The organism is [Zimmermannella] faecalis ATCC 13722 (genome assembly GCF_000381765.1).
Lineage (GTDB): Bacteria > Actinomycetota > Actinomycetes > Actinomycetales > Microbacteriaceae > Gulosibacter > Gulosibacter faecalis.
Map to the genome: position 1 here is coordinate 135,051 of NZ_KB907074.1, position 14,397 is coordinate 149,447.

Here is a 14,397-nt window from a genome sequence, read left to right on the forward strand (position 1 = left end):
CTGGCACGATTCCCGCTCCTAGGGTTGCCCCAGACATCCCGCCCATCACGATCTCGCTAAAGGGGCCGCTCACGTGACGAACGCCAGTGCAGCAACGAACAACTACCTCGCCGTCATCAAGGTCGTCGGCGTCGGTGGCGGCGGCGTCAACGCCGTCAATCGCATGATCGACATCGGTCTTCGCGGTGTCGAGTTCATCGCGATCAACACCGACGCACAGGCGCTCCTCATGTCTGACGCCGACGTCAAGCTTGATGTCGGTCGCGAGCTCACGCGCGGCCTCGGTGCTGGCGCCGACCCCGAGATCGGCCGCCGGGCCGCCGAAGACCACGTCGAGGAGATCGAGGAGGCGCTCACGGGCGCCGACATGGTCTTCGTTACGGCGGGCGAGGGCGGTGGCACGGGCACCGGCGGTGCACCCGTCGTCGCGCGCATCGCGAAGTCGCTCGGTGCCCTCACAATCGGTGTCGTCACGAAGCCGTTCTCGTTCGAGGGCCGCCGACGCGCCGACCAGGCCGAGCACGGCGTCGCCGCGCTGAAGGAGCAGGTCGACGCGCTCATCGTCGTGCCGAACGATCGCCTCCTCGCGATCAGCGACCGCGGCATTTCGATGCTCGAGGCCTTCGCGACCGCCGACCAGGTGCTGCTCGCCGGTGTGCAGGGCATCACCGACCTCATTACGAACCCCGGCGTCATCAACGTCGACTTCGCTGACGTGAAGTCGGTCATGCAGGGCGCCGGATCGGCGCTCATGGGCATTGGCACGTCGCGCGGCGCCGACCGGTCGGTCAAGGCCGCCGAACTCGCCGTGGCCTCGCCGTTGCTCGAGGCCTCCATCGAGGGTGCGCACGGTGTGCTGCTCTCGGTACAGGGGGGCTCGAACCTCGGCATGTTCGAGGTCGCCGAGGCGGCGCAGCTCGTGCGCGATGCCGTGCACGAGGGTGCCAACATCATTCTCGGTACTGCCGTCGACGACACGCTCGGCGACGAGGTGCGGGTGACTGTCATTGCGGCCGGGTTCGACGGTGGCGAGCCGCGACCGCTCGACGAAGCCGACATCCCGAAGTCGGCGCCGAACCCGCTTCCCTCGCTCGAGGAGGCGACGGCGCGCAACCAGACGCCGAAGCCCGAGCAGGCAGAGTCCGTACCCGCGACGAGCCCGGCACCGACCGCGGCCGGTGCCCAGAGTGAGGCCCCGGCACAGCGCAAGCCCGCCGAAGAGGCGGCACCCCGCCTCGGCGAGAGCCCGGCGTGGTCGACCGCTGAGGCCCCGACGATCTCGCCGCGACAGAGCGAGTCGCCGTACGCCGACGCGGCCGACGACGACGCCGAGGGCGACCTCGACATTCCCGACTTCCTTCGTTAGGAGGCAGCGTGCCGTCCTGGGGAAGTGACGCGGAGCTCGCGCACCGACTCGAGTCGGTGCGCGAGCGCATCGCTGTGGCCGCGAAGTCGGCGGGTCGCGAGCCAAGCGAGCTCACGCTCATCGCGGTCACGAAGTTCCACGACGCCGACATCGTGCGTGCGCTCCACGACCTCGGCGTGCGCGACTTTGGTGAGAACCGACATCCCGAGTCGCGAACGAAGGCCGAGGTCGCGCACGGCCTCGAGGATGCGCGCCTGCACTTTATCGGTCAGCTCCAGCGCAATAAGGCGAGGCAGGTCGGGCGGTACGCCGACGTCATCGAATCGATCGACCGCGCCGACCTCGTCGACGCGCTTGCGAAGCTGGAGGATCGCACGATCGACGTGACGATTCAGCTCTCGATCGACGGCGACACGGCCCGCGGTGGAATCCCGCTCGCCGAGGCGCCAGCGCTCGCCGAGCGAATCCTCGACACCGACTCGCTTCGACTCCGAGGCGTCATGACCGTCGCTCCGATCGAGATGGAGCCGAGCCGCGCGTTCGCGCTGGCGCGCGAGACCTCGGAGCGCATCCGCACCCTTGCCCCCGAGGCCGACTGGTGCTCGATGGGCATGTCCCACGACTTCGACTCAGCGATTTCACAGGGAGCAACACACCTTCGAATCGGCGAGGCAATCACCGGAAAACGGCCCACCTCGCAATAACGTTGAGTAACACCGATAACAGGAGGCAACAATGGCCAACCCGATTCGCAACGCCATGGTCTACCTCGGTCTCGCCGAGGAGCAGGAAGAGTCCTACGCGAGCGCTCCCGCGCGCCCGGCCACCACGGCCGCGGCTGCCCAGACTGATCGCGCGCCGGAGATCGACGAGCAGGAGTTCGCCGCGCCCGTGACGCCCATCAAGCCCACGGTGACGCCGACGCCGGCGCCCAAGCCCTCGACACCCGCAGTTGGAGCGATGAACGAAATCCTGACCGTCCACCCGAAGGCGTACGACAAAGACGCGCAGCTCATTGCCGAGAGCTTCCGCGACGGCATTCCCGTCATCATGAACCTCTCGCAGATGACCGACGCGGATGCTCGCCGCATCATTGACTTCGCGTCGGGCCTCACGCAGGGCCTCAACGGACGCATCGAACGCGTGACGAACCGCGTGTTCCTCCTCACCCCCGAGAACGTCAACGTGCACGGCGACGACCAGCACGGGCGTCAGGACGACCCCACCTTCTTCGCGTAGGCGCGGGTCCGCAGCCTCCCGGTGTGAGCACCTCGGCGGTGCACCGAATACGGTGCGCCGCCGATGGCTGTTTCCCGAGCCTGACAGAATAGACAGGTCGTCGGCGCGCGCCGACCCGAATCACGACAAGAAGGCACCGAATTGGTTCTCATCGGGACGATCCTGCTGATCGCGCTCCAGATCTATAACTTTGTTATGTGGGCCCGACTCATTCTCGACTGGGTCGTCGTGCTCGTGCCGCAGTTCCGGCCGCGCGGGCTCGTGCTCGTGCTCGCCGAGGTCGTCTACACCGTCACCGATCCGCCGCTCAAGCTGGTGCGCCGCTGGCTCAAGCCCGTACGCGTCGGCCCCATCGCGCTCGACCTCGCGTGGATCGTCGTGATCATCGCGCTCACCGTGTTGTCCGTGATTGTGCGCAGTATCTTTTTCTTCTGAGCGTCGCTCGATGTGACGAACGATGCACGAGTACCGTAGTGTGATCGGTACTCATTCTTGTCGAAACGAAAGGGTCGGAAATGGCACTGACTCCGGAAGACGTGGTCAATAAGCGTTTCCAGCAGACGAAGTTCCGTGAGGGATACGACCAGGACGAGGTCGACGACTTTCTCGACGAGGTAGTCGTCGAACTGCGCCGACTCCTGGCCGAGAACGAAGAACTCCGCGCTGAGAACGAGCGACTCACCTCGGAGGCAGGCTCGGCACCCGTCGCCGCGCCGCAGGCCGAGGCACCCGCCCCGCAGGAGGAGCCGGTCGAGGCTCCCGCCGCCGAGGAAGCGGAGCCCGAGGCACCCGCAGCTGCTGCTGCCCCCGCGGCACCGCTCGCCGCGCCGGCCGCCGGCGACGACGAGGCGACCTCGAGCTCGTCGCTGCTCGCGCTTGCGCGTCGACTCCACGACGAGCACGTCGCCGAGGGTACCCGCACCCGCGACCAGCTCATCAAGGACGCCGAGGCGAAGGCCTCGCAGCTCCTCGCTGAGGCCGAGGCCGCCGCGACGAAGCGCACGCAGGACGCCGAGGCTGCCGCCACGAAGCGCACCGAGGACGCCGAGGCCGCCGCGACCAAGCGCACCCAGGAAGCGCAGACGAACGCGAACCGTCTCGTGAGCGAGGCCGAGAACAAGGCCAAGACCCTGCTCACGAACGCCGAGAACCGCGAGCGCGAGATCACCACGAACCTCGAGAACACCAAGGCGCGTCTCGAGGAGCGCATCGAGGAGCTTCGCAACTTCGAGGCGAGCTACCGCACGCAGCTGCGCACCTACATCGAGGGGCAGCTCGAGGAATTCACCGCCTCGAGCAACGAGTTCGACGGCGGCGAGGCGAAGAACTAGCCGCGCGTGAGCGACGCCACCCCACCTCGGCGAGCCCGGCCAGGAGTCCTTGCACTCCTGGCCGGGATCGCTGTTGTCTGGTTTGCGCTAGATCAGCTCACGAAGTACCTCGTCGAGACGAACATGACCGAAGGCGAGGTCATCCCCGTTCTTGGTGACGCCCTGCAGTGGTACTTCGTGCGGAACCCCGGCGCGGCGTTCTCGATGATCGCCGACATGACGTGGATTCTCACGATCGTTGCGGCCGCCGTGATCGTCGTCATCGTTGTGCTCGCCCGCCGCATCACCTCGCCGCTGTGGGCGCTCGTGTTCGGGCTCGTGCTCGGTGGGGCGCTCGGCAACCTCTTCGACCGCCTGTTTCGCGAGCCGTCATTCGGCCAGGGCCACGTCGTCGACTTCATCTCCACGCCGTGGATGATGCCCGCGATCTACAACGTCGCCGATATCGGCGTCGTCGTCGGAATGTGCCTGTTCGTGCTGCTCACGATTCTCGACGTCGGGCTCGACGGCCGACGTGGGCGCAGCAAGCAGACCGACGACACCGACGCGAAGACCGAGGTGTAGGCATGGAATCGCGGATGCTGCCCGTTCCCGACGGGCTCGACGGCGAGCGGGTCGACGCTGGCGTTTCGAAGCTGCTCGGCCTCAGCCGCTCGCGCGTCGCGTCGATCGCCGATGGCGGGAGCGTGCGCCTCGACGGCCGTTCCGTCGGCAAGTCCGACCGGCTCCGGGCCGGGGCGCTGCTCGACGTCGAGTGGGAGCCGGAGCGGCCCCTGCAGGTCGAGCCGATCGAGGTGCCCGAGCTCGAGATCGTGCACGACGAGCCGAGCTTCGTCGTCGTCATGAAGCCGGTTGGCGTCGCGGCGCATCCCTCCGTGGGCTGGACCGGGCCGACAGTGCTCGGCGCCCTCGCCGCGGCGGGGTTTCGGATCTCCACCTCTGGGCAGCCCGAGCGGCAGGGCATCGTGCACCGACTCGACGTCGGCACGAGCGGCCTCATGGTCGTCGCGAAGACTGAGCGCTCGTACTCGGTGCTGAAGCAGGCGTTCCGTGACCGCACCGTCGAGAAGACGTATCACGCCGTCGTGCAGGGCCTGCTCGACCCGCTCGAGGGCACGATCGACGCGCCGATCGGCCGACACCCCGGCTCGAGCTGGAAGTTCGCCGTCGTCGCCGGCGGGAAGCCCTCGATCACCCACTATGAGACGCTCGAGGCGTTCCGCCGTGGCTCGCTCATCGAGGTGCATCTCGAGACCGGCCGCACCCACCAGATCCGCGTGCACATGTCCGCGCAGCGGCACCCGTGCATGGGCGATCCGCTCTACGGCGGCGACCCGAAACTCGCCGCCGCACTCGGCCTCGAACGCCAGTGGCTCCACGCCGTCAAGCTCGGGTTCGACCACCCCGAAAACGGTGGCTTTGTCGAATTCACCTCGGCGTATCCGCGCGACCTCGAGATCGCGCTCGAACGACTTCGTGAGGGACTCCCGGCGTAGAATCGGAGCTCCGCAATCGCTTGGAGGGCCACGTTGGCGTCATCGGACTCGTTCGTTCACCTGCACAATCACACCGAGTACTCGATGCTCGACGGCGCCGCAAAGATCGAGGACATGATCAAGCGCGCGGCCGAACTCGGCATGCCCGCGATTGCCACGACCGACCACGGCAACATGTTCTCGGCGTACGAGTTCTACCGCACCGCGAAGAAGTACGACGTCAAGCCGATCATCGGCACCGAGGCGTACCTCACGCCGGGCACGCACCGCTCCGACCGCTCGCGCGTGCGGTGGGGCTCGGGCGGCGGCGACGACGTCTCGGGCGGTGGCGCGTACACGCACATGACGATGCTCTCCGAGACGACCGAGGGCATGCACAACCTGTTCCGGCTGTCGTCGTACGCGTCGATGGAGGGCCAGTACTTCAAGCCGCGCATGGACCGCGAGCTGCTGCAGCGGTACGCGAAGGGCATTATCGCGACGACCGGATGCCCCTCGGGTGAGATCCAGACACGCCTGCGGCTCGGGCAGTGGGATGCGGCGGTCGAGGCCGCCGGCGAGTTCCGCGACATCTTTGGCAAAGACAACTTCTTCCTCGAGTTCATGGACCACGGCGTCGGCGTCGAACGCCGCGTGCGCGACGACCTGCTGAAGCTGCGCGACCATATGGGCCTGCCGATGGTGATCACGAACGACCTCCACTACACGCACAAGGAGGACGCGGTCGCCCACTCGGCCCTGCTCTGCGTGCAGTCGGGCGCGACGCTCGACGACCCGAACCGGTTCAAGTTCGACGGCGAGGGGTACTACCTGAAGACCGCCGAGGAGATGCGGCACCAGTTCCGGGAATTCCCCGAAGGGTGCGACAACACGCTGCTCATCGCGGAGCGCTGCAGTGCGGAGTTTGACGAGTCGGCGAACTTCATGCCCGCGTTCCCCGTGCCCGAGGGTGAGACCGAGGCGTCATGGTTCGTGAAGGAGGTCGACCGGGGGCTCGAATACCGCTATGGCGACACGATTCCCGACGACGTGCGCAAGCAGGCCGACTACGAGATCGGCATCATCACGCAGATGGGTTTCCCGGGCTACTTCCTCGTCGTCGCCGACTACATCCAGTGGGCGAAGGCGCAGGGCGTGCGCGTGGGGCCGGGCCGCGGCTCGGGCGCCGGGTCGATGTGCGCCTACGCGATGCGCATTACCGACCTCGACCCGCTCCAGCACGGCCTCATCTTCGAGCGCTTCCTCAACCCCGACCGCGTCTCGATGCCCGACTTCGATATCGACTTTGACGACCGTCGACGCTCCGAGGTCATCCACTACGTCACCGAGAAGTACGGCGACGAGTACGTCGCGCAGATCGTCACGTACGGCACGATCAAGTCAAAGCAGGCGCTCAAGGACGCCTCGCGCGTGCTTGGCTTCCCGTTCTCCGTCGGTGACCAGCTCACGAAGGCGATGCCCGAGGCGATCATGGGCAAGGACATCCCGCTCGCCGGTGTCTACGACACCGAGCATCCTCGCTACAAGGAGGCGGGGGAGATGCGCGGCGTCATTGAGTCGAACCCCGACTTCCAGAAGGTGTTCGCGACCGCGAAGGGCATCGAGGGCCTGAAGCGCCAGTGGGGTGTGCACGCGGCCGGTGTGATCATGTCGTCGCACCCGATCATCGACGTGATTCCGCTCATGCGGCGTGAACAAGACGGCCAGATCGTCACGCAGTTCGACTACCCGTCATGTGAGTCGCTTGGGCTCATCAAGATGGACTTCCTCGGGCTGCGGAACCTCACGATCATCTCTGATGCGCTCGAGAACATCACCGAGAACCGTGGTGAGACGATCGACCTCGAGACGCTCGAACTCGACGACCGCGCGACCTACGAGCTCCTGAGCCGCGGCGACACGCTCGGCGTGTTCCAGCTCGACGGCAACGGTCTGCGCTCGCTCCTTCGACTCATGCGGCCCGACAGCTTCGAGGACGTCTCGGCAACGATCGCGCTCTACCGGCCCGGCCCCATGGGCGCGAATTCGCACACGAACTACGCGATGCGCAAGAACGGCCAGCAGCCGATCACGCCGATTCACCCCGAGCTCGAGGAGCCGCTTGCCGACATCCTGTCGGAGTCGTACGGCCTCATCATCTACCAGGAGCAGGTGATGGCGATCGCGCAGAAGGTCGCCGGGTACACGCTCGGCCAAGCCGACCTGCTGCGGCGCGCGATGGGCAAGAAGAAGAAGGCCGAGCTCGACAAGCAGTTCGCGGTCTTCTCGGAGGGCATGAAGTCGAACGGCTTCTCGGAGGCCGCGGTGCAGGCGCTCTGGGACATCCTGCTGCCGTTCTCGGACTACGCGTTCAACAAAGCGCACTCGGCCGCGTACGGCGTGATCTCGTACTGGACCGCCTACCTCAAGGCGCACTACGCGCCCGAGTACATGTCGGGTCTGCTCACGTCGGTCGGTGACTCGCGCGACAAGCTCGCCGAGTACCTCAACGAGTGCCGCCGCATGCGCATTCGCGTACTGCAGCCCGACGTGAACGAGTCGACGCTGCGATTCCGCGCGGTCGGCGACGACATCCGCTTCGGCCTCGGCGCCGTGCGTAATGTCGGCGAGCAGGTCGTGGCCGACATCATCCGCACCCGCGAAGAGCAGGGCGAATTCACGTCGTTCCACGACTTCCTCAAGAAGGTGCCGATTTCGGTCGCGAACAAGCGCACCGTCGAGTCGCTGATCAAGGCGGGGGCGTTCGACACGATGGGGCCCACCCGGCGCGCGCTCCTCGAAATCCACGAAGACGCGATCGACGCGGCCGTCAGTCGCAAGCGAAACGAGGCGCACGGCCAGGTCGATCTCTTCGCGGGGCTCATGGAGTTCGAGGAAGCCGAACAGGTCGTGCCGGAACGCCCGGAATTCACGCGCAAGGACAAGCTCGCATTCGAGCGCGACATGCTCGGGCTCTACGTCTCCGACCACCCGCTCAAGGGCCTCGAGGTCGAACTCTCGAAGCTCTCGGCGCGGCCGATCCTCGACCTGCTCGGCGACACGGATGTGCGCGACGGCGAGCAGGTGCAGATCGCGGGCCTCGTCACGACCGTGCAGCACCGCGTCGCGCGCAACTCGGGGAACCCGTACGGGATCGTGTCGATCGAAGACTTCGGCGGCGAGATGACGGTCATGTTCCTCGGAAAGACCTACCTCGAGTTCCGCGACCAGCTGCAGAGCGACACGATCGCGGTCGTGCGCGGCCGAGCGCAGCACCGCGACGACGGGCTCAACATCACCGCACAGGGCATCACGATTCCGCACCTCTCGGTGGGCGACAACCCGCCGCTCACGCTCACGCTCGCCGACACCCGTGCGACCGAGAAGGTCGTGCAGGAGCTCGACGAACTGCTTCGGCGCAACCAGGGTGAGTCCGAGGTGCGCATCCACCTCGAGACGCCGCAGTCAGTGCGCATGTTCGAGTTGCCGCACCGCGTTGCGCTCGGCTCGGCGATCTACTCGGAGCTCGCGGCCCTGCTCGGGCCGGGCTCGGTTGGGTAGCTGGTGCCGCTCACTAGGATGGGAAGCACCATGATCCAGACCCTGAATCTGCGCGGCCGCGACCTCGACGTCGCCGAGCTGCGCGAAATCCTTCCCCGCCCCGAGGTCGACGTGACCCGCGCCCTGGCCGGCGCGACCGAGTTGATCAACGCGGTGCGCGAGCACGGCGCGGAGGCGCTCGCCGAGCAGGCCGCGCGGTTCGACGGCGCCGCGCCTGAGCACATCCGCGTGCCTCAGGCCGACATCGACGCGGCGGTCGACGGGCTCGACGCGGCGGTGCGGGATGCGCTTGAGGAGATGATTCGGCGTGTGCGCGCTGGCTCGGCGGCGCAGGTGCCGCCACCGGCCCGTACCGAACTTGCCGACGGTGCGGTCGTCGAACAGCGCTGGCAGCCGGTCGATCGCGTTGGGCTCTATGTTCCGGGCGGCAAGGCCGTGTACCCCTCGAGCGTCGTGATGAACGTCGTGCCCGCGCAGACGGCGGGTGTCGGCTCGATCGCGCTCGCGTCGCCCGCGCAGGCGGAGTTCGGCGGCCTGCCGCACCCGACGATCCTCGCGGCGGCGGGCATCCTCGGCGTGACCGAGGTGTATGCGATGGGCGGTGCGGGCGCGATCGGCGCGTTTGCCTACGGGGTTGCCGACCTCGGGCTCGCGCCGGTCGACGTCATCACCGGGCCTGGCAACGTGTGGGTCGCCGCGGCGAAGCGCGCCGTGAGCGCAAAGGTCGGGATTGACGCAGAGGCGGGGCCCACCGAGATTCTCGTGATCGCCGACGGGCAGGCGAACGTCGATTTCGTCGCCGCCGACCTGCTCAGCCAGGCCGAGCACGATGAGCTCGCCGCGGCCGTGCTCGTGACCGACAGCGAGCGGCTCGCGGGCGAGGTTGCCGAGCGCCTCGCGCAGCTTGCCGCCGAGACGAAGCACGCCGAGCGGGTCGCGACTTCGCTCGGGGGCCGACAGTCGGCGATCGTGCTCGTCGACGACCTCGCGGCGGCCTGCCGGGTCTCGAATGCCTACGGGCCGGAACACCTTGAGCTTCAGACCACCGACGATGAGGCGACCCTTGCCGGCATCACGAACGCCGGCGCGATCTTCATGGGCGGGTTCTCGCCCGTACCGCTCGGCGACTACCTCGCCGGCTCGAATCACGTGCTCCCGACGGGCGGGCAGTCGGCCCACGCCGCGGGGCTCGGCGCCTACACGTTCCTGCGAGCGCAACAAATCATTCGCTACGACGCGGCCGCGCTCGACGCCGTGCGGCCACGGCTGACGGCGATCGCGCTCGCGGAAGACCTCCCGGCGCACGCGGCCGCCGCGGCCGCTCGAGCCGAGCGAGCTACCAACGAGCGGACGGGGGAGTAGCGCCGTGCACTGCCCGTTCTGCCGTCATCCCGACTCGCGGGTGATCGACTCGCGCACCACCGACGACGGCTACGCGATTCGCCGCCGCCGACAGTGCCCGAACTGCAACAGGCGCTTCTCGACCCTCGAGACCGCGAGCCTCAGTGTCATCAAGCGCTCGGGCGTTGCCGAATCGTTCTCGCGCGACAAGGTGGTCTCGGGAGTTCGCAAGGCCTGCCAGGGCCGCCCCGTTACCGACGCCGATCTCGCGCAGCTCGCGCAGAAGGTGGAAGAGACGATCCGGCAGTCGGGTGCGTCACAGGTCGAGGCGAACGAGATTGGACTCGCGATTCTCCCGTTCCTCCGCGAACTCGACGACGTCGCCTACCTGCGCTTCGCGAGCGTCTACCGCGGCTTCGCCTCCCTCGATGACTTCGAGCGCGCGATCGAGCAGCTCAAGCACGATGACGTTGTGCCGAAGTACTCCGACGAGACCGTCGACGGCGAGCCCGTCGTGACCACCGACTAGCGGCGCCTCGCCGCGTCAGAAAGGGCCGCCCGTGCTGCTCCAACTCGCCCGCCTCGGGTACCGTGCCGTGTTCAACGTCGTGTTTCGGCGCATGGATACGGAACGCGCGCACCACTTCGGTGCGGCGGTGATTCGTGGGCTCGGGGCATGCCGGCCGGCCGCGGCGATCGCCTCGCGGCTGACTCGCCCATCGGCGAAGCTGCGAGTGACCGCGATGGGCATCGAGTTTCCCTCGCCGTTTGGCCTCGCCGCGGGGTTCGACAAGAACGCCGACCTCGTCGACGGGCTTGCGGCGCTCGGCTTCGGGCACGTCGAGGTCGGCACGGTGACGCCCGTTGCGCAGCCGGGGAATCCGCGCCCACGCATGTACCGCCTGCCGCGCGACCGCGGGCTCATCAACCGCATGGGCTTCAACAACGACGGGGTCGAGCGGGCGGCCGATTCGCTGCGCGCGCGACGCAACCGCGGGGCGATCGTCGGCGTGAACATCGGGAAGAACAAGGTGACCGAGGCCGCGGACGCGGTCGACGACTACGTCGCGGCTGCCCGCGCGGTTCGTGACGTCGCCGATTACCTCGTGGTGAATGTCTCGTCGCCGAACACCCCGGGACTGCGCGGGCTGCAGGAACTCGACGCACTCGAGCCGATCTTGCGCGAGACCCTGGCCGCCGCCGAGGGCGTGCCGCTCCTCGTGAAGATCGCGCCCGACCTTGAGGACGACGCGCTTGACCGTATCTGCGGCCTGGTGCGCCGCCTCGGGCTTGCCGGGATCGTCGCGACGAACACGACCGTGTCTCGCGCGGGCCTGCGCACCCGAGCCCGCGTCGTCGAGGCGTACGGCGCCGGCGGGCTCTCTGGAGCGCCCCTCGCGACCCGGTCGCTCGAGGTGCTCCGACGCGTTCGCGCGGGTCTCGGCGATGACGCCTGTGTCATCTCGGTGGGCGGTGTCACGGGCGCCGGCGACGTGCGCGCCCGCCTCGCGGCCGGCGCCACGCTCGTGCAGGGCTACACGGCGTTCCTCTACGAGGGGCCGCTGTGGGCCGCGGCGATCAACCGCGAGCTCGCACGACGCTAGTCGGCCGCGGCGACGTTCGCCGCGCTGCCGCCCGAGAGCAGCCCCTGCCGCCGCGCCGATTCGATAGCGGCCGTGCGGTCGGGCGCCTCGAGCTTGCGATAGATGCTCTTCAGCTGGGTGCGCACGGTGCCGAGCGTGACGTGGCGGGCCTCGGCAATCTCGTGATTCTTCAATCCGCGGGCGAGCAGGCGCACGATCTCGATCTCGCTCGGGCTCAGCTGAACGGGGTCGCGCCAGGTTGCGAACCGGGCGTCGGGTGCGGCATCGGCGTAGGCCCTTACGAACGAGTCGGGGAGCCGATCGGCGAGGTCACCGATGCGTTCGTACATGTCCTGCGGCACGAACCGCAGCGCGTAGCGCAGCAGCCGTGGTGCCTCGTAGCGTCGCCAAGCCCGGCGGAGCATCCACACCGCGAAGTCCTCGTTGTCGAGGCGCAGGTGTGAGCTGGCCGCGAGCACGAGCGCGAGCGTGCTGAGGCGAGGGATGTCCTCGACGAGCTTCGGGTCGAGAATCGACACCGAACCCGCAACGTCGCCCGAGGCCAGCGCCCAGACGATGCGGGCGAGCTTCGCATAGACGGTGTCGACGTGGGCGACGCGTCGCACGACGTCGCCGGCGGCGCGGAGCTGACCGCGGTGGAGGTACGCGATGGTCGCGCAGTAGGCGACGTAGGAGCTCGGCACTCCGTCACCCCAGGCCGCGGCGCTCCGGTCAAGCAGCCGGGCGATGTCGCGGTCGGCGATCGAGTTGGGGGCGACGAGGCCGCGCACGAGCATCGGCACCGCGTCGGTCGCCGAACGCGAGGCGTTCGCGGGCTGCTGCGCAACGATGAGGTCGAGAAACTCGATCGCCGCCTCGTCATTGCCCTCTTCGAGAAACCGAAGCGCGATGTAGAGGCCCCGTACCGAGTCGCGACCCGGCGGAATGAGGCCCGCAAGCGAGAGCCGTCCGAATTCCTCGCGCACCGTGACGAAGAACAGCTCGCGGAGGTAGTGCACCGGCTCGCCAGGGTTTGTGCCGGCGAGGCTCGCGGTGATGAAGATCTCCGCGAGCACGTGTTCGTCGACCTGCACGGCGGTGCGGAACAGCCCCGCAAGGTACGGCGCAATCGTCGCAAACCGTTGCGCGTCGGTCGCCGACGGCGACCGGTCGCGCACCTGTCGCACAAGCTCGGCGCACGCGTCGAGGTACCGCCGCGCACGCTCGCGGTCGCCCAAGCGGCACGCGAGCTCCGCGAGCAGGCTCGCGCGCGCGAACTCGTCGTCGAATCCTGACGTCGGCCACGAACGCAGGGCGAGGAAGGCGCGCCGCAGCGGTGCGTGCAGGTCGGCGTCGCTCGCGCCCTGCCGAATCTGCATATCCGCCTGCAGGAGCCGCAGCACGGGGGAGACGGTGGGATCAACGACGGTGTCGGTGAGCTGCCGTTCGGTGATGGGGTTCGTGCGAAGAACGAACAGCACGTAGTCACGCTTGATGAGCTGTTCAATGTCGTCGGAGCGACCGAGCTCAAGCAGGTAGAAGAGCTCGTCGAGCAGGTTGCCGACGCGTCGCACGGTCGCGAGGGCGCGTTCGTTCGCGGCGCGAATGTCGAGTTCGTCGCGCCCGGCGCGGATGTTTTTCCACATCTCGGGAATCCAGGCGAGCGTATCGGCGCCGGTCAGCCCGTCGGGCACCAGCGTGAAAATCGGGAGATCGCGGATGCGGTAGAACACGTCATCGCTGTCGATTTCGCGCGTTTCCGGGTTGCTCGCGAGGTGGATGCGGAGATGATCGGCGGAGAACCAGCGGAGGTCCTGCGCGTGTGTCAACGCGAGCCAGAGCCGGCTGGATATCCGGCCGTGTACCGCGAGCGGCGGTTCGAGCGTTGGCATTGCCGCGTCGAACGCACGCTTCCCGGCGCTCCAGACATCGCCGCGCTGTTGCAGGCGCAGCGTGCGTGCGCGGATCGCGATGGTCGCGGGTTCGCCTCGGAGCCCGGCGGCCAGGTCGGTACCGAGGCGTGCCGGATCGATGCCGGTCGTGAGCTCCACGAACTCTGCGGCCTCTGCGGGAGTGAAGCCGAGGTCGCGTTCGGTGAGTACGAGCGTGTCGAGCTCGACAACCTGCATGGCCGGAGGCGAATCGATCGAGCTCAGCAGTCCCCGCACCCAGGGGCGACTTGTGAGCGCCCGCGCGATTTCCGACCACAGTGGGTCGGTTTCGGCCTCGACGAGGTCGTCGGCGAAAATGACTCGTTCGGTGTCGTCGTCGCGGTTCAGCAGGCGGAGCAGCTGTGAGCGCGTGAATGCGCGCGCGATCTCGAGGTCCGGCCGTTGCTCGCGCAGGAACGCCTCGGCCTCAAAGAGGAAGGTTGTGCGGCCCCAGCCTGGCACCGCGGCAACGACGGTCAACTGGGGAAGCGTCGACCAAAGCTGGTGAAACCGCCGACGGGACAGGAGCGGAAGATCGCTGTAGAGCGCGTCTTCAGGCACGATTCCTCC

General features: G+C 67.9%; 12 protein-coding genes. 11 read left to right on the forward strand and 1 reads right to left on the reverse strand.

From position 1 onward, the window contains the following. Positions 1-73 precede the first annotated feature (73 nt). The 11 genes from ftsZ to G328_RS0100665 all read left to right on the forward strand — a co-directional run bounded on the left by ftsZ (position 74) and on the right by G328_RS0100665 (position 11,917). Positions 74-1,366 carry a cell division protein FtsZ gene (gene ftsZ, locus G328_RS0100615; protein WP_019617403.1) on the forward strand — a complete coding sequence of 431 codons (1,293 nt, stop codon included), beginning with the start codon at positions 74-76 and terminating at the stop codon, positions 1,364-1,366. Between the two features lie 8 nt (positions 1,367-1,374). Next, a complete protein-coding gene (locus tag G328_RS0100620) occupies positions 1,375-2,070 on the forward strand; it encodes a YggS family pyridoxal phosphate-dependent enzyme (RefSeq protein ID WP_019617404.1) in 696 nt (231 codons plus the stop codon). Between the two features lie 31 nt (positions 2,071-2,101). Further along, the gene (locus tag G328_RS0100625; RefSeq protein ID WP_019617405.1) at positions 2,102-2,605 is read left to right on the forward strand and encodes a cell division protein SepF; all 504 of its coding nucleotides are present in this window, start codon (positions 2,102-2,104) and stop codon (positions 2,603-2,605) included. A 141-nt stretch (positions 2,606-2,746) separates the two neighbouring features. Then, a complete protein-coding gene (locus G328_RS0100630; RefSeq protein WP_019617406.1) occupies positions 2,747-3,040 on the forward strand; it encodes a YggT family protein in 294 nt (97 codons plus the stop codon). Positions 3,041-3,120: 80 nt separating this feature from the next. Then, positions 3,121-3,936 carry a DivIVA domain-containing protein gene (locus G328_RS15575; protein ID WP_019617407.1) on the forward strand — a complete coding sequence of 272 codons (816 nt, stop codon included), beginning with the start codon at positions 3,121-3,123 and terminating at the stop codon, positions 3,934-3,936. A 6-nt stretch (positions 3,937-3,942) separates the two neighbouring features. Continuing rightward, a complete protein-coding gene (lspA, locus tag G328_RS0100640; protein ID WP_026339540.1) occupies positions 3,943-4,500 on the forward strand; it encodes a signal peptidase II in 558 nt (185 codons plus the stop codon). 2 nt (positions 4,501-4,502) lie between these two features. After that, a complete protein-coding gene (locus G328_RS0100645) occupies positions 4,503-5,432 on the forward strand; it encodes an RluA family pseudouridine synthase (protein WP_026339541.1) in 930 nt (309 codons plus the stop codon). A 33-nt stretch (positions 5,433-5,465) separates the two neighbouring features. Then, a complete protein-coding gene (gene dnaE, locus G328_RS0100650; RefSeq protein WP_019617410.1) occupies positions 5,466-8,972 on the forward strand; it encodes a DNA polymerase III subunit alpha in 3,507 nt (1,168 codons plus the stop codon). 30 nt (positions 8,973-9,002) lie between these two features. Continuing rightward, positions 9,003-10,334, forward strand: coding sequence for a histidinol dehydrogenase (gene hisD, locus G328_RS0100655; protein ID WP_019617411.1), 1,332 nt, complete (start codon positions 9,003-9,005; stop codon positions 10,332-10,334). Between the two features lie 4 nt (positions 10,335-10,338). Continuing rightward, on the forward strand, positions 10,339-10,842 hold the full coding sequence (gene nrdR, locus G328_RS0100660) for a transcriptional regulator NrdR (RefSeq protein ID WP_019617412.1): 504 nt from the start codon (positions 10,339-10,341) through the stop codon (positions 10,840-10,842). A 31-nt stretch (positions 10,843-10,873) separates the two neighbouring features. Then, positions 10,874-11,917: a quinone-dependent dihydroorotate dehydrogenase gene (locus G328_RS0100665; RefSeq protein ID WP_019617413.1), complete on the forward strand. Its 1,044-nt coding sequence runs from the start codon at positions 10,874-10,876 to the stop codon at positions 11,915-11,917. Here the strand turns inward: G328_RS0100665 and G328_RS15580 are convergent. Beyond that, the gene (locus G328_RS15580; RefSeq protein WP_019617414.1) at positions 11,914-14,388 is read right to left on the reverse strand and encodes a helix-turn-helix transcriptional regulator; all 2,475 of its coding nucleotides are present in this window, start codon (positions 14,386-14,388) and stop codon (positions 11,914-11,916) included. The two genes, G328_RS0100665 and G328_RS15580, sit on opposite strands and share 4 nt — an antisense overlap. Positions 14,389-14,397 lie beyond the last annotated feature (9 nt).

Coding starts and splice junctions, on each gene's coding strand:
- G328_RS0100625 (WP_019617405.1), top strand. CDS start 2,102: ATGGCCAACCCGATTCGCAACGCCATGGTCTACCTCGGTCTCGCCGAG.
- G328_RS15575 (WP_019617407.1), top strand. CDS start 3,121: ATGGCACTGACTCCGGAAGACGTGGTCAATAAGCGTTTCCAGCAGACG.
- G328_RS0100645 (WP_026339541.1), top strand. CDS start 4,503: ATGGAATCGCGGATGCTGCCCGTTCCCGACGGGCTCGACGGCGAGCGG.
- hisD (WP_019617411.1), top strand. CDS start 9,003: ATGATCCAGACCCTGAATCTGCGCGGCCGCGACCTCGACGTCGCCGAG.